Genomic DNA, 16,530 nt, shown 5'->3' with positions numbered 1-16,530 from the left:
GCTCGGCTCCGGCTCACTGGGGATAGGCGATGGTCTGGCTGCGCAGGCCACCCTGCTGGGCGAAGGCACGGGCGCTGCCCGGGGTCACCGCGTAGCGGTCGAGCTGCTGCAGGGACAGGCTGCCGGAGCCGCCGCCACCACCGACCTGATCGTCGCTGATGCCACGCACACCGGTGGCCACGCCACTGGCCGGCTCCACCGCGGTACTGCCTTCGAGCAGCGCGCCGATGCTGCCGCCCCTGGCCCCGGCGGCCTTGTCGAAGCGCACCGCCAGCAGCGCCACCCAACCCTGCTGGCCGGCGGCGGTCTGTACCTGATACCAGCCGCCCTGGCGCTTGAGGATGGCCAGGCGGCTCTGCGCCGGCAGCTGCTGCAGCACGGCAGCCGCGGCAGCGGGGCTCTCGCGCAGGGCGGTGGCCTCGACCGTGACAGCGCCGCGCACTTCGGCCAGCGCCACGGCGCTGCCCAGCCAGCCCGCCAGGATCAGCAGGGCGGCGCAAAGGGTACTTCTCATGAGGTCTTTCTCCTGGGTTCGAAGAGGGTCACCGGCTCGACGCGGCCTTTCACCTGGAAATCGCCGTGGGGCACGAAGTCGAAAGCATCGCCGCAGGCCTGCATGGTCGCGGCCGACACCAGCAGGCGCGCACGCCCCTTGGTCAGCCCCTCGATGCGGCTGGCTAGGTTCACCGTATCGCCTATTGCAGTGTAGTCGTAGCGCTTGCTGGTCCCGACCATGCCGACCACCGCCGGACCGCTGTGCAGGCCGATGCCGATGTCGAAATCCGGGTGGTCGAAGTCGCGCCGGTAGCGTTCGACGTTGTCGATCATCTCCAGCGCCGCGTTGACCGCGTCCACCGCCTGGTTGGGGTTGTCCTGCGGCGCGCCCCAGAAGGCCATGATGGCGTCACCGATGAACTTGTCGAGGGTCGCGTGGTGCCTGAACAGCACGTCCACCTGGCCGGCGAAGTAGTTCTCCAGGATCTGCATGATCTCCTGAGCGCTGTGTCGCTCGGACATGCTGGTGAAGTTGCGGATGTCGGAAAACAGCACGGTGAGCTGGCACTCGCGGCTGGCCAGCAGTGCCTGCGGGTCTTCGCGGGCGACCAGCTGGGCCACCACCTGCGGGTCGAGGAAGCGGCTGAACAGGCTGATGGTGTTGGCCAGCTGCTGCCGGCGCCGGCGGTAGAACACCGCCAGGGCCAGGGCCAGCAGCAGCCACAGCGCCAGCAGGCTGGGCAGCACCGGCAGCAACACGCCCTGCAGGATCAGGAGATAGGCACCGAGCAGCAGCACCAGGCTGGCGCCCAGGGTCAGCAGGCTGGCGGCCAGCAGGCGCTCGCGCAGCAGCACAAGCTGCAGGGCGAGCAGCAGGGCGACGCCGAACAGCGCCATGGCCCAGGCCGGCACCATCTGCAGCTGCTGCTGGTTGAGCAGGTTGTCGATGGCGGTGGCGAGGATGAACACCGCCGGGTAGAGATCGTCCAGCGGCGTACGCCGCAGGTCGTAGAGGCCGGCGGCGGTGGTGCCGATCACCACGATCTTGCCGGCGAAGTAGTCGGCTGCCAGCGCGCCGGCCTCGCCGCGCGCCTGGGCCAGGGCGGCGGCGAAGGGGGCACGCGGATAGGGCACGCGCGCGGCGCTGCGCCAGTCGAGCAGGAAGCTGGCGGCATCCGGCAGCGCCACACCGCGATCCTGGGCTACCCGCGCCGGCAGCGAGGGCATGCGCCAGTCGCCGATGCGACGATGAATGTCGTAGCGCCGGCCGACGCCATCGGCGTCCGGGCTGAAGTTGATGGTGCCGACCTTCCAGCTCTGCGGCGCCACGGCCCAGGGCAGCAGCAGCACGCCGCGCTGCTGGCGGTCGCGGCCGGGCAGCAGGCCGGTGGTCGGTGGGTAGTCGGCGAGCAGCGGCGCCTTGGCCGGGTCGACGGCCTGCTGCTGCAGGGCCGCCAGGTAGACCCGCTCGCTGCTCGCCAGCACCTCGCCGAAATAGGCATCGGCGTCGGGATGGAAGCGGTCGGCCTCGCTGAACAGCACATCGAACACCACCGCCTCGGCCTGCTGCGCCAGCAGGTGTTCGAGCAGCTCGGCGTGCAGCGCGCGCGGCCAGGGCCATTTGCCGGCCTCGCCGGCCAGCGCCTGCAGGCTGGTGTCGTCGATGTCGATGACCACGATGCGCGGGTCGGGCGCCTGTTGCGTGGCGCGCTGGCGGATCAGCCAGTCGCCGTGGGCGTTGCTCCAGTGCTGCACCGGCGCCCACAGGTGCAGCAGCGGCACCAGCAGCACAACCAGGACGCAAAGCAGCCACAGACTGGTACGAAACGCCCTGGGTGACTGCTGCGACTGCGCCATGAAGAACTCCGGGAAAGTGGCCTGGCTCGACCCGATCCCCTGGGGAGCAGGCCGACTCTAGCAGACTGGTGGCCCGGCGCCACTTCACCGCGCCGGGTCGCTCCAGTAAACTCCGCGCCCATTCGCCGCACCGGCTGCACTGCCCAAGCCCGATCCATGGATCGGGCTTTTTATCTCCACCTGCGGGCCGCCGCACGCCGCGCTCAGGAGTGCGCCAGGCAATTTTTTGTTTGGGCGCGACACGCAACTGTCATGATGCGACAACCGGCGGCAACCGGCGCCGGCCGCGGCGGCAGCCGGCTTGGCGCTGCCGCAAACGCTATGCTAGGTTCAGCCGCACGCTAGGAAGGCGGCCAGCAGCCGGAGCGCATCCGCAACCAAGAGGACCCCCCATGGCCGAGGCAACGCCCGCGCTGGAAATCCGCAATCTGCACAAACGCTACGGCGACCTTGAAGTGCTCAAGGGCATCTCGCTGACCGCCCGCGACGGCGACGTGATCTCCATCCTCGGTTCCTCGGGCTCGGGCAAGTCGACCTTCCTGCGCTGCATCAACCTGCTGGAAAACCCGCACCAGGGGCAGATCTTCGTCGCCGGCGAGGAACTCAAGCTGAAGGCGGCGAAGAACGGCGACCTGGTCGCCGCCGACAACCGGCAGATCAACCGCCTGCGCAGCGAGATCGGCTTCGTCTTCCAGAATTTCAACCTGTGGCCGCACATGAGCGTGCTCGACAACATCATCGAGGCACCGCGCCGCGTGCTCGGCCAGAGCAAGGCCGAGGCCATCGAGGTGGCCGAGGCGCTGCTGGCCAAGGTCGGCATCGCCGACAAGCGCCACGCCTACCCCAACCAGCTTTCCGGCGGCCAGCAGCAGCGTGCCGCCATCGCCCGCACCCTGGCCATGCAGCCCAAGGTGATACTGTTCGACGAGCCGACTTCGGCCCTCGACCCGGAAATGGTACAGGAAGTGCTTAATGTGATCCGCGCGCTGGCCGAGGAAGGTCGCACCATGCTGCTGGTCACCCACGAGATGAATTTCGCCCGGCAGGTGTCCAGCGAAGTGGTTTTCCTCCACCAGGGCCTGGTGGAAGAGCAAGGGCCGCCCGAGCAGGTCTTCACCAACCCGCAATCGGCACGCTGTAAACAATTCATGTCCAGCAATCACTGAAACGGAGCAATCACGCATGCAGAACTATAAGAAGATCCTGCTGGCCGCCGTCGCCACCCTGGCCTTCGGCACCCAGGCAGTCGCCGCGGACAAGCTGAAGATCGGCACCGAAGGCGCCTACCCGCCCTTCAACCTGATCGACGCCAGCGGCCAGGTCGGCGGCTTCGACGTCGAGATCGCCCAGGCCCTGTGCGCCAAGATGGGCGCCGAGTGCGAAGTGGTCACCTCCGACTGGGACGGCATCATCCCGGCCCTGAACGCCAAGAAGTTCGACTTCCTCGCCGCCTCCATGTCGATCACCGAGGAGCGCAAGCAGGCGGTCGATTTCACCGAGCCCTACTACACCAACAAGCTGCAGTTCATCGCACCTAAGAGCGGCGACTTCAAGACCGACAAGGCCAGCCTGAAAGGCAAGGTGATCGGTGCCCAGCGCGCCACCATCGCCGGCACCTGGCTGGAAGACAACCTGGCCGACACCGTCGAGATCAAGCTGTACGACACCCAGGAAAACGCCTACCTCGACCTGTCCTCGGGCCGCCTCGACGGCGTGCTGGCCGACAAGTTCGTCAACTGGGAATGGCTGAAGAGCGATGCCGGCAAGGACTTCGAGTTCAAGGGCGAGCCGGTGTTCGACAACGACAAGATCGCCATCGCCGTGCGCAAGGGCGATCCGCTGCGCGAGAAGCTGAACACCGCGCTGAAGGCCATCGTCGAAGACGGCACCTACAAGAAGATCAACGACAAGTACTTCCCGTTCAGCATCTACTGATGCGCCGGGCCGCCGCCCCACGGGGCGGCGGTTTCTCACCCGGGCCGGGTGGCGCCTCGCTGGTGCGCCACTGACCGCCACCGCGCGCTTGGAAAAATCGCCCTCAGGCACCCTATGATTCTCGACCTCCATGGCTTCGGCCCCGCCCTCGCCGCCGGCACGCTGGTGACCATCCAGCTGGCCCTGTCCGCCCTGGCCCTCGGCCTGGTGCTCGGGCTGCTCGGCGCCCTGGCCAAGACTTCCCCGTACAAGCCGCTTCAATGGCTTGGCGGCACCTACTCCACCATCGTCCGCGGCGTGCCCGAGCTGCTCTGGGTACTGCTGATCTATTTCGGCACGGTCAACCTGATGCGTGCCCTGGCCGACCTGCTCGGCCTGGAAAGCCTGGAACTGAACGCCTTCGCCGCCGGCACCATCGCCCTCGGCCTGTGCTTCGGCGCCTACGCCACCGAGGTGTTCCGCGGCGCCATCCTGGCCATCCCCAAGGGCCACCGCGAGGCCGGCATGGCCCTCGGCCTGTCCAAGGGCCGTATCCTGTGGCGGCTGATCCTGCCGCAGATGTGGCGCATCGCCCTGCCCGGCCTGGGCAACCTGTTCATGATCCTGATGAAGGACACCGCGCTGGTCTCGGTGATCGGCCTGGAAGAGATCATGCGTCGCTCGCAGATCGCCGTGACCGCCAGCAAGGAGCCCTTCACCTTCTTCCTGGTCGCCGCCTTCATCTACCTGGGCCTGACCATCCTCGCCATGATCGGCCTGCACTTCCTCGAGAAGCGCGCCAGCCGCGGCTTCGTGCGGAGCTCCTGATGAACTGGGAAGTGATCTACAAGTACCTGCCCAAGCTGCTCGAAGGCGCCTGGCTGACCATCGAGCTAGTGGCCATCGCCGTGGTCGCCGGGCTGATCCTCGCCCTGCCCATGGGCATCGCCCGCGCCTCCAGGCACTGGTACGTGCGCGCCCTGCCGTTCGGCTACATCTTCTTCTTCCGCGGCACCCCGCTGCTGGTGCAGCTGTTCCTGGTCTACTACGGCCTGGCGCAGTTCGACGCCGTGCGCCAGGGCCCGCTATGGCCGTACCTGCGCGATCCGTACTGGTGCGCCATCATCACCATGACCATGCACACCGCGGCCTACATCGCCGAGATTCTGCGCGGCGCGATCCAGGCCGTGCCGCCCGGCGAGATCGAGGCGGCCCGTGCGCTGGGCATGTCGCGCGCCCAGGCCATGCTCTACATCATCCTGCCGCGCGCCGCGCGCATCGGCCTGCCGGCCTACAGCAACGAGGTGATCCTGATGCTCAAGGCCAGCGCCCTGGCCAGCACCATCACCCTGCTGGAGCTGACCGGCATGTCGCGCACCATCATCGCCCGCACCTACCTGCCGGTGGAGATCTTCTTCGCCGCCGGCGTGTTCTACCTGGTGATCGCCTACGTCATGGTGCGCGCCTTCAAGCTGCTGGAGCGCAAGCTGCGGGTCGACGCCTGCCAGGGTCGCTGACCCGCGAAGATCCCTCTCCCGCACCGGGAGAGGGATAGAATGCCCGCCATCACTCCCACTGCTGCGCCCGCATGATCCTCACCGGCCCCGCCCTGCGCGAACGCTTCCAGGCCCTGGACGACTTCCTCGTCACCCACCAGCACCTGTGGCGCCCCAAGCCCTTCACCTGCCCGACCCTGCCCTGGGAAGCCGAGCAGCCCGCACTGGCCGCCTGGCTGCGCAGCCGCAGCCTGGAGCAGGCCGAAGCCGAGCACAACCATCCCGAGCGCCTGGCCGCCCCCGCGCCCTTCCCCGAGCTGGCGCGGCGCGCCGCCGCGCTCTCGGCGCTCGATGAACTGCCCGCGCGCGATCTCGGCGTACTGCCCGAGCGTCTGAGCGTCGACGTGCCAGGGCGCAAGTGGCAGCAGATCACCGCCTTCGCCGGGCGCCTGCAGTTCCGGCAGCCGCCGCGCCACTGGCTGGACTGGTGCTCCGGCAAGGGCCACCTCGGCCGCCTGCTGGCCCAGGGCGGCCAGCAGCTGACCTGCCTGGAATACGATCCGCAGCTGGTGGCAGCCGGCCAGCGCCTCAGCGCACGCCAGCAGCTCGCGGCCCAGCACCTGCAGCAGGACGTGCTGGCCGCCGATGCCGGCGCGCGCCTGCACGCCACGCATACGCCGGCGGCCCTGCATGCCTGCGGCGACCTGCACGTGCGCCTGCTGCAGCTGGCCAGCGCCGCCGGCTGCGCCCAGCTGGCGGTGGCGCCCTGCTGCTACAACCGCATCGCCACCGAGTACTATCAGCCGCTCTGCGCCCCGGCACGGGCCTCGGCCCTGCGCCTGTCGCAGGACGACCTGCGCCTGCCGCTGGCCGAGACCGTCACCGCCGGCCAGCGGCTGCGCCGCCAGCGTGACCTGTCGATGGCCCGGCGCCTGGCCTTCGACCTGCTGCAGCGCCAGCAGCGCGGCATGGATGACTACCTGCCGACGCCATCGCTGCCGGTGAGCTGGCTGGACAAGGACTTCGCCAGCTACTGCCATGACCTGGCCGCGCTCAAGGGCCTGGCACTGCACGGCAGCATCGACTGGCCCGCCCTGGAGGCAGCCGGCTGGCTCCGCCTGGCGGAGGTACGCAACCTGGAGCTGGTACGCGGCCTGTTCCGTCGCCCGCTGGAGCTGTGGCTGCTGCTCGACCGCGCCCTCTACCTGGAAGAACGGGGCTACCAGGTGAGGCTGGGCACCTTCTGCGCCCACCAGCTGACCCCGCGCAACCTGTTGCTGCTGGCCGAGCGCCCCTGAAAGCCATCCACAGAAGCTGTGGATAACTCTGTGCACGGATTCTGTAGAAATCTGCACAAGGCGCGCCGCAGCAGGCTTGCGGCGACCTGCTGGTTTTTTGATCTGAGAAAAAAGTTCTTTTGAAACAGCCTCTTAGCAAAATGCGCGATCTGCTGCACAAAAAACATGCATCCCCATCGAGGGCGCATTCTCATTGTGCATAAACACCTCTGCTCTCATAGCCAAGCCCCATCCCAGCTCGCGCGCGACGGTTTACTCCGCCACACCAATGGCTATAATGGCGCCCCCTACGCCGGTATAGCTCAGCTGGTAGAGCAACTGACTTGTAATCAGTAGGTCCCGGGTTCGATTCCTGGTGCCGGCACCATAGATTCCATGAACGCCCAAAGGCCCGCCTCGTTGCGGGCCTTTGTGTTTCCGGAGAGCGATTTACCCTCTGTCGCTCACTTTGTTGCGCTGGGCCACGCCCATCGCAGCCCGCACTTGCCAGGCGGGCGGACCGGTGCAACCCTTGCCGCAGGATCATTCAGGAGCCACCCGATGCGCCTGCTCACCGCCTGCCTGCTCTGCGCCCTGGCCCTGCCCGCCGTGGCGCAGATCTACAAGTACACCGACGCCAATGGCAACACGGTGTTCACCAACCAGCCGCCGGAAGGCCAGGCGGCGGAAACCGTCGAGCTGCCGCCGACCAACACGGTGCAGGCACAGCCCGTCGAGTCCGCCGCGCCGACCGATGCCCCCGCCGCCAGCGCCCAGCCTTATGGGGTGCTGGCGCTGACCGACCTGCCCAGTGAGGAGGCGCTGCGTGCCAACAACGGCACCTTCAGCGTCGGCGTGCAGATCGACCCGCGCCTACAGCCCGGGCACAGCCTGCGCCTGCTGCTGGACGGCCAGCCCTACGGCCAGCCGAGCAACGTGCCGCGCCTGCAGCTGGTAAATGTCGACCGCGGCGAACACAGCCTGGCCGTCGAGGTGCTCAGTGGCGGCCAGTCGCTGCAGCGCAGCGCCAGCGTGACCTTCACCGTGCAACGGGTGAACACCAGCAGCCCGGCATTGCGACCACCGCCCCCTACACCCAAGCCGACCCCCTGATCCAGCGCAAGGTTACCCATGCTCCGCTACCTGTCCTGCATGCTGCTCGGCCTTTGCTGTCTCCACGCCAGCGCCGGCGTCTACACCTACATCGACGCCGACGGCAACCGGGTCTTCACCGACCAGCCACCCTCGGGCGAGGCCGAGCGCATCGAACTGGCGCCCGGCAACCAGATGCCCTCGTCGCCGGCCGCCCAGGCCAGCCCGGCCAGCGAACCGCCCCTGGCGACGGAACCCGGCTACGACCTGCTGCGCATCCTGGTACCGGAACCCGACGCGGTGATTCGCGACACCACCGGCAAGCTGATCGTCACCGCCAGCAGCGACCCGACCCTGCACCCCGGCCACCGCTACCGCCTGATCCTCGACGGCCAGCCCTGGGGGGAAGCGGGGCGCAGCCCGGTGTTCCCGCTGCAGAACATCGACCGCGGCACCCACCAGATCTCGGTGGAGATCCTCGACGCCCGCGGGCGCATCGTCGAGCGCACCCCGGCGCAGCCCTTCCACATGAAGCGCATCTCCCTGGCCGAGAAGCGCACCGCCAATCCGTGCAAGAAGAAGGACTGGGGCGTACGCCCGGAATGCCCCATCGAGGACAAGCCGAAGGACCCGCCGAAGGACATCCCCCTGGTGCCCTTCATCTGACCGCCTCGACGCACCAATTCGGTGCATAAGCCTGCACCGATTTCTATACTCTCCCTGTTTTGGTTCACCGAGCACCCGGCCGGCTGCGCTGAAAGGCGGCCGGGCGGGCCGCATCGGCCACTGCCGCGCGTCTTTTCGGGGCCTTGGTTTGCTTTTTGCATTTTCCCGGTCATTGCCAGGACCCTGCCATGATCAACGACGCGCTGCACCGACTGCTGCTGGACAACCTGACCACCGCGACCATCCTGCTCAACGCCGAGCTGTGCCTGGAGTACATGAACCCGGCCGCCGAGATGCTGCTGGCGGTCAGCGGCCAGCGCAGCCACGGCCAGTTCATCAGCGAGCTGTTCACCGAGTCGCCGGAGGCGCTGCACTCGTTGCGTCAGGCGGTGGAGCATGCCCACCCCTTTACCAAGCGCGAGGCGATGCTCACCTCACTGGCCGGCCAGACCATCACCGTCGACTATGCGGTGACGCCCATCCTCAACCGCGGCCAGACCCTGCTGCTGCTGGAAGTGCACCCGCGCGACCGCCTGCTGCGCATCACCAAGGAAGAGGCGCAGCTGTCCAAGCAGGAGACCACAAAGCTGCTGGTGCGCGGTCTGGCCCACGAGATCAAGAATCCGCTCGGCGGCATTCGCGGCGCCGCCCAGCTGCTGGCCCGCGAACTGCCGGACGAAGGCCTGCGCGACTACACCAACGTGATCATCGAGGAAGCCGACCGCCTGCGTAACCTGGTCGACCGCATGCTCGGCTCGAACAAGCTGCCGAGCCTCGCCATGACCAACATCCACGAGGTGCTGGAGCGGGTCGCCAACCTGATCGAGGCCGAGGCCCAGGGCAGCATCACCCTGGTGCGCGACTACGACCCGAGCATCCCCGACCTGCTGATCGACCGCGAGCAGCTGATCCAGGCCGTGCTCAACATCGTGCGCAACGCCCTGCAGGCGCTGTCCGCGCAGAGTGACCTGCGCCTGGGCCGCATCAGCCTGCGCACCCGCACCCTGCGCCAGTTCACCATCGGCCACACCCGCCACCGCCTGGTGGTGAAGATGGAGATCATCGACAACGGCCCGGGCATCCCGCCGGAGCTGCAGGAAACCATCTTCTACCCCATGGTCAGCGGCCGCCCGGACGGCACCGGCCTGGGCCTGGCCATCACCCAGAACATCATCAGCCAGCATCAGGGCCTGATCGAATGCGAGAGCCACCCCGGCCACACCGTGTTCTCGATCTTCCTGCCCCTGGACCAAGGAGCTACACAGCCATGAGCCGCAGTGAAACCGTCTGGATCGTCGACGACGACCGCTCCATCCGCTGGGTCCTGGAGAAGGCCCTGCAGCAGGAGGGCATGACCACCCAGAGTTTCGACAGCGCCGATGGCGTGCTGAGCAAGCTGAGCCGCCAGCAGCCGGACGTGATCATTTCCGACATCCGCATGCCCGGCGCCAGCGGCCTCGACCTGCTGGCGCGGATCCGCGACATGCACCCGCGCCTGCCGGTGATCATCATGACCGCGCATTCCGACCTGGACAGCGCGGTGGCCTCCTACCAGGGCGGTGCCTTCGAGTACCTGCCCAAGCCGTTCGACGTCGACGAGGCGGTGTCGCTGGTCAAGCGCGCCAACCAGCACGCCCAGGAGCAGCAGAGCCTGGAGGCGCCGGCCGCGCTGTCGCGCACCCCGGAGATCATCGGCGAGGCGCCGGCGATGCAGGAGGTGTTCCGTGCCATCGGCCGCCTGTCCCACTCCAACATCACCGTGCTGATCAACGGCGAGTCCGGTACCGGCAAGGAGCTGGTCGCCCACGCCCTGCACCGCCACAGCCCGCGCGCGGCGGCGCCGTTCATCGCGCTGAATATGGCGGCCATCCCGAAAGATCTCATGGAATCCGAGCTGTTCGGCCACGAGAAAGGCGCCTTCACCGGCGCCGCCAACCAGCGTCGCGGCCGCTTCGAGCAGGCCGACGGCGGCACGCTGTTCCTCGACGAGATCGGCGATATGCCGGCCGACACCCAGACCCGCCTGCTGCGCGTGCTGGCCGACGGCGAGTTCTACCGGGTCGGCGGCCACACCCCGGTGAAGGTCGACGTGCGCATCATCGCCGCCACTCACCAGAACCTCGAATCCCTGGTACAGGCCGGCAAGTTCCGCGAAGACCTGTTCCACCGCCTCAACGTCATCCGCATCCATATCCCGCGCCTGGCCGACCGCCGCGAGGACATCCCCACCCTGGCCCGCCACTTCCTCGCCCGCGCTGCCCAGGAACTGGCGGTGGAGCCCAAGCTGCTGAAGAGCGAGACCGAGGACTACCTCAAGCACCTGCCCTGGCCGGGCAACGTGCGCCAGCTGGAGAACACCTGCCGCTGGATCACCGTGATGGCCTCCGGCCGCGAGGTGCACATCGACGACCTGCCGCCGGAGCTGCTGACCCAGCCGCAGGAGAACGCGCCGGCCGCCAACTGGGAGCAGGGCCTGCGCCAGTGGGCCGACCAGGCCCTGGCGCGCGGCCAGTCCAGCCTGCTGGACAGCGCCGTGCCGGCCTTCGAGCGGATCATGATCGAGACCGCACTCAAGCACACCGCCGGCCGCCGCCGCGACGCCGCCGTGCTGCTGGGCTGGGGGCGCAACACCCTGACGCGCAAGATCAAGGAGCTGGGCATGAAGGTCGACGGCGGCGACGATGACGACGGTGACGACTGAGCACCAGCCAAGCTGATCCGGACGGGCCTGCGGGCCCGTTTTTTCATGGCGCGGCAGAAGCGACTGCGCCATCCACAGCAAGCACTGTAGCCCGGATACAATGCGGGAGCGGAGCTGCCTGTTTCCCGGATTGCATCCGGGCTGCGACCGAGCAGCCTGGCTCCATGGGCCCGTTTTTCATTGCCGGTTGCGGCGGACTATCCTCTGAGCGAAAGGTCAATAAAATGGTGCCTCGCGCACCACCATCGCCGTCTTCTTCGGCAAACCACCTCATTGCTCGCGGGTAGCCGTTCGCCCCATGCCCTCATCGCTGCAACACACCTGGCGCCAGCTCTGGGCGCGCGAGAAATTCACCTACGGCGTGCGCGTGTTCATCGCCCTGGCCGGAGCCATGGCGCTGTGCTGGTACCTGGACCGCATCGCCTTCGTCATTCCGCTGTTCCTCGGCTGCATCGCCAGCGCCCTGGCCGAGAGCGACGACCATTGGCGCGGTCGCACCCAGGCCCTGCTGGTGACCCTGGTCTGCTTCGGCGCCACGGCCACCGCCGTGCAGTTGCTGTTCCCCTACCCTTGGCTGTTCGGCAGCGGCCTGGCGCTGGCGGCCTTCGCCATGACCCTGCTCGGCGGCATCGGCGAGCGCTACGCGGCGGTGGCTCAGGCCACCCTGATCCTGGCCATCTACACCGCCATCGGCCTGGAGCATCGTGCCGGCCTGGCCGGCGGCTTCTGGCAGGAGCCGCTGCTGCTGATCGCCGGCGCCGCCTGGTACGGCCTGCTCGGCATCCTCTGGAGTGCGCTGTTCAGCCAGCAGCCGGTGCAGCAGGCACTGGCGCGGGTGTTCGAGGAACTGGGCGCCTACCTGCGCCTGAAGGCCTCGCTGTTCGAGCCGGTGCGCAAGCTCGACATCGAGGCCCGGCGCCTGGAGCTGGCGCGGCAGAACGGCCGGGTGGTGACGGCGCTGAACCAGGCCAAGGACATCATCCTCAACCGCATGAGCCGCAAGCGCAGCGGGCAGAAGATCAACCGCTACCTCAAGCTGTACTTCATCGCCCAGGACATCCACGAGCGCGCCAGTTCCTCGCACTACCCCTACAACGCCCTGGCCGAAGCCTTCTTCCACAGCGACGTGATGTTCCGCTGCGGCCGCCTGCTGAGCCAGCAGGGCAAGGCCTGCCAGGCGCTGGGGCGGGCCATCCGCCTGCGCCAGCCGTTCGACTACAACGACAACAGCCAGGCCATGGCCGAGCTGGACGCCTCCATGGCCTACCTGCGCGAGCAGAACAACCCGGCCTGGCGCCGCCTGCTGCGAGCCCTCGGCGCCCTGGCCGGCAACCTGGCCAGCCTGGAGCGCAAGCTGACCAGCGCCAGCAACCCGGATGCCCTGGCCGACGAGCAGGACAGCGCCCTGCTCGATCGCTCGCCGCAGAATATCAAGGACGCCTTCGAGCGCCTGCGCCAGCACGTCACCCCGACCAGCCTGGTATTCCGCCACGCCCTGCGCCTGTCCGTCGCGCTGCTCGCCGGCTACGGCCTGCTGCACTGGATCCACCCACAGCAGGGCTACTGGATCCTGCTCACCACATTGTTCGTCTGCCGCCCCAGCTACGGCGCCACCCGCCTGCGCCTGGTGCAGCGGGTCAGCGGTACCCTGCTCGGACTGGTGCTGGGCTGGGCGCTGATCCGCCTGTTCCCCGACCCGCTGCTGCAGTCGCTGTTCGCCGTGGCCGCCGGGGTGGTGTTCTTCACCAACCGGGTCGACCGCTACACCCTGGCCACCACCGCCATGACCCTGGTGGTGGTGCTGTGCTTCAACCAGATCAGCGACGCCTACACCCTGCTCTGGCCGCGCCTGGTGGATACCGTACTAGGCACGGTGATCGCCGGCCTGGCGGTGTTCCTGATCCTGCCCGACTGGCAGGGGCGCAAGCTCAACCAGGTGCTGGCCAGCACCCTCAGCAGCAACAGCCGCTACCTGCTGCAGATCATGCAGCAGTACGAGTCCGGCGCCCGCGACGACCTGAGTTACCGCCTGGCCAGGCGCAACGCGCACAACGCCGACGCGGCGCTGTCCACCACCCTGGCCAACATGCTGCTGGAGCCCGGCCACTTCAGGAAGGACGCCGAGACCGGCTTCCGCTTCCTGGTGCTGTCGCACACCCTGCTCAGCTACCTCTCGGCCCTCGGCGCGCACCGCGCGAGCCTGGCCGACGACGCCAGCGACGCCCTGCACGAGCGCGCCGTGGCCCATATCAGCCAGAGCCTGGAGGCCATCGCCGCCTGCCTGCGCGACAACCAGCCGGTGGCGGTGTACGACGAGACCGACCAGCGCCTGGCCGAAGAGCTGGAGCAGCTGCCGGAGGAGATGGACGAAGGCCACCGCCTGGTGCAGGTGCAGCTCGGCCTGATCTGCCGCCAACTGGCGCCGCTGCGCACCCTGGTGGCGCACCTGCAGAAGCAGGTACCGCAGCCCGGCGAGGCCCAGGCGGCCTGAGTCACCCTCGCCCCCCTAAACGGGCCAGGGGTGACGAATTGCACGGTGCCGCTGTTGCCCCCGCTCCCATTTATGGGAGAGGGCTGGGGAGAGGGTCACCGCACCAGCCGGCGTAGCCCGGATGCAATCCGGGGGCGGGCCTGCCAGTTTCCAGATGGCATCCAAGCCACACGACGACGGTCCTCAGGCTTGGCAACGCTTTCCGCTAGAATGCGCCCCTTCCGCACAGTCCCGAGGTACAGCCCTTGTCCTTCTTCCCGGTCATCATCATCGGCGCCGGCGCCGCCGGCCTGATGTGCGCGGCCAAGGCCGCCGCGCGCGGGCGTGGCGTGCTGCTGCTGGACCACGCCAACAAGCCGGGCAAGAAGATCCTCATGTCCGGCGGCGGGCGCTGCAACTTCACCAACATGTACTGCGAACCGGCCAACTTCCTCTCGCACAACCCGCACTTCTGCAAGTCGGCCCTGGCCCGCTACAGCCAGTGGGACTTCGTCGAGCTGGTGGTCAAGCACGACGTGCCCTACCACGAGAAGAAGCTCGGCCAGCTGTTCTGCGACCGCAAGGCCAGCGACATCCTCAATATGCTGCTGGCCGAGTGCGACGAGCACGGCGTCGACCTGCGCCTGGATACTTCGGTCGAGACCATCGGCAAGACCGCGAACGGCTATGCCCTGCGCACCAGCGCCGGCGAGTTCAGCTGCGAGTCGCTGGTGATCGCCACCGGCGGCCTGTCCATCCCTACCCTCGGCGCCACGGGCTTCGGCTACCAGGTGGCCAGGCAGTTCGGCCATACCCTGCTGCCGACCCGCGCCGGCCTGGTGCCCTTCACCATCACCGAGCCACAGCTCAAGGCGCTGTGCACCGAGCTGTCCGGCACCTCAGTGGAGGATTGCCTGGTCAGCTGCAACGGGGTCAGCTTCAAGGAGAACATCCTGTTCACCCACCGCGGCCTGAGCGGCCCGGCGATCCTGCAGATCTCCTCCTACTGGCAGCCGGGCGATGCCATCAGCATCAACCTGCTGCCGCACATCGATCTGCCCGAGTGGCTGGCGGCGCAGCAGCACGAACGGCCGAACAGTGAGCTGAAGACCCTGCTGGCCGAGCTGTTCACCAAGAAGATGGCCGGTCTGCTGGCCGAGCAGTGGTTCGTCAGCAAGCCGCTCAAGCAGTACACCCCGGCGGAGCTGGAGGCAGTGGCGCAGAAACTGGCCGAGTGGACCCTGGTGCCGGCCGGCACCGAGGGCTACCGCACCGCCGAAGTGACCCTGGGCGGCATTGACACCCGCGAGGTGTCGTCGAAGACCATGGAGTCGCAGAAGTCGCCGGGGCTGTACTTCATCGGCGAGGTGCTGGATGTCACCGGCCACCTCGGCGGCTTCAACTTCCAGTGGGCCTGGGCCTCGGCGCACGCCGCCGCGCAATTTGTCTAGCACCGCGCAGGAGTGATACCCGCGTTGACCGCTGCCCGGGTCTTACCCACCCTACGATAGACAGACACGGGCGCCGCAGAACTCGCGCCTACAGGGACGCCTACGGCCTGGGCAGTATGTAGCCCGGATGCAATCCGGGGGCGGTGCTACCTGTATTCCCGGATTGCATTCGGGCTACGCTGCCGGTAGCAGCTCGATAAAGCGCCGCATCAGCTCGTGCATGTCGCCCGGCCAGCGCCCGGACACATAGTTGCCGTCGCGTACCACCCAGGCCGGGCGGCTGTCGTCCGGCGTGTCGCGGTGCAGGCCGCTGGTCTTGCGCCAGAAGTCGGGGGCGTCGCGCGGCACATCGAGAAAATCCGCCGGGCTGGCCAGCAGTCGGCCCACCTCGCCCTGCACGCTCATGTAGCCGGCCGGCTCGCCCGGCGCCTCGGAGTAGGTGCGGTAGTAGTCGCCGTCCCACCAGCGGCCGTAGAAGCGGGTCAGGTCCCAGGCGGTCTTCTCCATCTTCCAGGTCAGGCCGGTGGTCTTGCGCCCGTGCAGCACCGAGCGGCCGTCCGCGCCCTGGCTGCGCGCCGCCAGCAGCACGCCGTGGCAGACCGCCGCCAGCGGCTTGTCGGCGGCGAAGAAGGCCGCGACCAGGGCCTGCAGCGTCGCGCTCTCCAGGTATTCGCGCATGCCGCGGGCCCAGTGCCCGCCGGGCAGCATCAGGCCGGCGAAGTCCTCGACGCGCAGGCCCTCGTGACGCAGCGGCTGCCGGTAGTCCGGGTCCTCCAGCATCTCGGCGCAGGCCGCCCGCGCCGCGCCGTTGGCGCGCAGCAGCAGGCCGAGCAGTCGCACCCGGCGCAGGCCGGGGACCAGCCCCCAGGCATCCAGCCCCTCGCCGCTGAGCATCTGCGGGTCCGGCTCCGCCGGCTGGCCGTCCGGGGTGGCGAAGCACACCCGGTAGCCGGCCCGGCGCAGCTGGCGCCAGGCCAGGGCGGCCTCGCTGGGATCGAAATCGCGGCGCGGCAGGGGGATCAGGATGCAGGGCGCGGACATGGCGGGCTCTCGTGGCGGTAGCAGTGCAGCACGACCTTAGCAGGCCTGGCGACAACCCGGCAGACCGACG

The 16,530-nt window shown here is 68.3% G+C and carries 14 protein-coding genes and 1 tRNA gene; 12 read left to right on the top strand and 3 right to left on the bottom strand.

All coding sequences use genetic code 11. The features are described from left to right. Positions 1-13: 13 nt before the first annotated feature. Both DMO17_RS13210 and DMO17_RS13205 read right to left on the bottom strand, forming a co-directional pair. Positions 14-514: an SH3 domain-containing protein gene (locus DMO17_RS13210; RefSeq protein ID WP_110682945.1), complete on the bottom strand. Its 501-nt coding sequence runs from the start codon at positions 512-514 to the stop codon at positions 14-16. Then, positions 511-2,352, bottom strand: coding sequence for an adenylate/guanylate cyclase domain-containing protein (locus DMO17_RS13205; RefSeq protein ID WP_110682944.1), 1,842 nt, complete (start codon positions 2,350-2,352; stop codon positions 511-513). Before DMO17_RS13205 ends, DMO17_RS13210 begins: the two co-directional genes overlap by 4 nt. Positions 2,353-2,744: 392 nt before the next feature. On the opposite strand from DMO17_RS13205, the gene DMO17_RS13200 reads away from it, so the two are divergent. The 12 genes from DMO17_RS13200 to DMO17_RS13145 all read left to right on the top strand — a co-directional run bounded on the left by DMO17_RS13200 (position 2,745) and on the right by DMO17_RS13145 (position 15,419). After that, on the top strand, positions 2,745-3,518 hold the full coding sequence (locus DMO17_RS13200; protein ID WP_110682943.1) for an ABC transporter ATP-binding protein: 774 nt from the start codon (positions 2,745-2,747) through the stop codon (positions 3,516-3,518). A 16-nt stretch (positions 3,519-3,534) separates the two neighbouring features. Then, entirely contained in the window at positions 3,535-4,287 is a 753-nt protein-coding gene (locus tag DMO17_RS13195; protein WP_110682942.1) for an ABC transporter substrate-binding protein, read from the top strand. A gap of 114 nt (positions 4,288-4,401) precedes the next feature. Further along, positions 4,402-5,094 carry an ABC transporter permease gene (locus DMO17_RS13190; RefSeq protein ID WP_110682941.1) on the top strand — a complete coding sequence of 231 codons (693 nt, stop codon included), beginning with the start codon at positions 4,402-4,404 and terminating at the stop codon, positions 5,092-5,094. Next, complete coding sequence (locus DMO17_RS13185; protein WP_110682940.1) at positions 5,094-5,783, top strand: ABC transporter permease; 690 nt, start codon at positions 5,094-5,096, stop codon at positions 5,781-5,783. The genes DMO17_RS13190 and DMO17_RS13185 overlap by 1 nt, the downstream gene beginning before the upstream one ends. 71 nt (positions 5,784-5,854) lie before the next feature. Then, positions 5,855-7,060: a methyltransferase gene (locus DMO17_RS13180; RefSeq protein WP_110682939.1), complete on the top strand. Its 1,206-nt coding sequence runs from the start codon at positions 5,855-5,857 to the stop codon at positions 7,058-7,060. A gap of 291 nt (positions 7,061-7,351) precedes the next feature. After that, positions 7,352-7,427: transfer RNA gene (locus DMO17_RS13175), tRNA-Thr, on the top strand. Between the two features lie 173 nt (positions 7,428-7,600). Continuing rightward, positions 7,601-8,152, top strand: a complete 552-nt coding sequence (locus DMO17_RS13170; protein WP_110682938.1) for a DUF4124 domain-containing protein — start codon at positions 7,601-7,603, stop codon at positions 8,150-8,152. A gap of 18 nt (positions 8,153-8,170) precedes the next feature. Beyond that, positions 8,171-8,797 carry a DUF4124 domain-containing protein gene (locus DMO17_RS13165; RefSeq protein WP_110682937.1) on the top strand — a complete coding sequence of 209 codons (627 nt, stop codon included), beginning with the start codon at positions 8,171-8,173 and terminating at the stop codon, positions 8,795-8,797. A 188-nt stretch (positions 8,798-8,985) separates the two neighbouring features. Beyond that, positions 8,986-10,068, top strand: a complete 1,083-nt coding sequence (gene glnL / locus DMO17_RS13160; RefSeq protein WP_110682936.1) for a nitrogen regulation protein NR(II) — start codon at positions 8,986-8,988, stop codon at positions 10,066-10,068. After that, the gene (gene ntrC / locus DMO17_RS13155; protein ID WP_110682935.1) at positions 10,065-11,498 is read left to right on the top strand and encodes a nitrogen regulation protein NR(I); all 1,434 of its coding nucleotides are present in this window, start codon (positions 10,065-10,067) and stop codon (positions 11,496-11,498) included. Before glnL ends, ntrC begins: the two co-directional genes overlap by 4 nt. A 298-nt stretch (positions 11,499-11,796) precedes the next feature. Continuing rightward, on the top strand, positions 11,797-13,989 hold the full coding sequence (gene yccS / locus DMO17_RS13150) for a YccS family putative transporter (protein WP_110682934.1): 2,193 nt from the start codon (positions 11,797-11,799) through the stop codon (positions 13,987-13,989). 245 nt (positions 13,990-14,234) lie between these two features. Further along, positions 14,235-15,419 (top strand): BaiN/RdsA family NAD(P)/FAD-dependent oxidoreductase, encoded by a 1,185-nt coding sequence (locus DMO17_RS13145; RefSeq protein ID WP_181418784.1) that lies wholly within the window; start codon positions 14,235-14,237, stop codon positions 15,417-15,419. A gap of 174 nt (positions 15,420-15,593) precedes the next feature. Here DMO17_RS13145 and DMO17_RS13140 read toward each other — a convergent pair whose 3' ends face one another. Beyond that, entirely contained in the window at positions 15,594-16,460 is an 867-nt protein-coding gene (locus tag DMO17_RS13140) for a type 1 glutamine amidotransferase domain-containing protein (RefSeq protein WP_110682933.1), read from the bottom strand. Positions 16,461-16,530 lie beyond the last annotated feature (70 nt).

The organism is Aquipseudomonas alcaligenes (assembly GCF_003205495.1).
Lineage (GTDB): Bacteria > Pseudomonadota > Gammaproteobacteria > Pseudomonadales > Pseudomonadaceae > Aquipseudomonas > Aquipseudomonas alcaligenes_B.
This window is presented reverse-complemented; position numbering and strand designations above follow the sequence as displayed.

Excerpts from the sequence above, each read along its gene's own strand:
- DMO17_RS13210 (WP_110682945.1), bottom strand. The coding sequence starts at position 514 with ATGAGAAGTACCCTTTGCGCCGCCCTGCTGATCCTGGCGGGCTGGCTG.
- DMO17_RS13205 (WP_110682944.1), bottom strand. The coding sequence starts at position 2,352 with ATGGCGCAGTCGCAGCAGTCACCCAGGGCGTTTCGTACCAGTCTGTGG.
- DMO17_RS13200 (WP_110682943.1), top strand. The coding sequence starts at position 2,745 with ATGGCCGAGGCAACGCCCGCGCTGGAAATCCGCAATCTGCACAAACGC.
- DMO17_RS13195 (WP_110682942.1), top strand. The coding sequence starts at position 3,535 with ATGCAGAACTATAAGAAGATCCTGCTGGCCGCCGTCGCCACCCTGGCC.
- DMO17_RS13190 (WP_110682941.1), top strand. The coding sequence starts at position 4,402 with ATGATTCTCGACCTCCATGGCTTCGGCCCCGCCCTCGCCGCCGGCACG.
- DMO17_RS13185 (WP_110682940.1), top strand. The coding sequence starts at position 5,094 with ATGAACTGGGAAGTGATCTACAAGTACCTGCCCAAGCTGCTCGAAGGC.
- DMO17_RS13180 (WP_110682939.1), top strand. The coding sequence starts at position 5,855 with ATGATCCTCACCGGCCCCGCCCTGCGCGAACGCTTCCAGGCCCTGGAC.
- DMO17_RS13170 (WP_110682938.1), top strand. The coding sequence starts at position 7,601 with ATGCGCCTGCTCACCGCCTGCCTGCTCTGCGCCCTGGCCCTGCCCGCC.
- DMO17_RS13165 (WP_110682937.1), top strand. The coding sequence starts at position 8,171 with ATGCTCCGCTACCTGTCCTGCATGCTGCTCGGCCTTTGCTGTCTCCAC.
- glnL (WP_110682936.1), top strand. The coding sequence starts at position 8,986 with ATGATCAACGACGCGCTGCACCGACTGCTGCTGGACAACCTGACCACC.
- ntrC (WP_110682935.1), top strand. The coding sequence starts at position 10,065 with ATGAGCCGCAGTGAAACCGTCTGGATCGTCGACGACGACCGCTCCATC.
- yccS (WP_110682934.1), top strand. The coding sequence starts at position 11,797 with ATGCCCTCATCGCTGCAACACACCTGGCGCCAGCTCTGGGCGCGCGAG.
- DMO17_RS13140 (WP_110682933.1), bottom strand. The coding sequence starts at position 16,460 with ATGTCCGCGCCCTGCATCCTGATCCCCCTGCCGCGCCGCGATTTCGAT.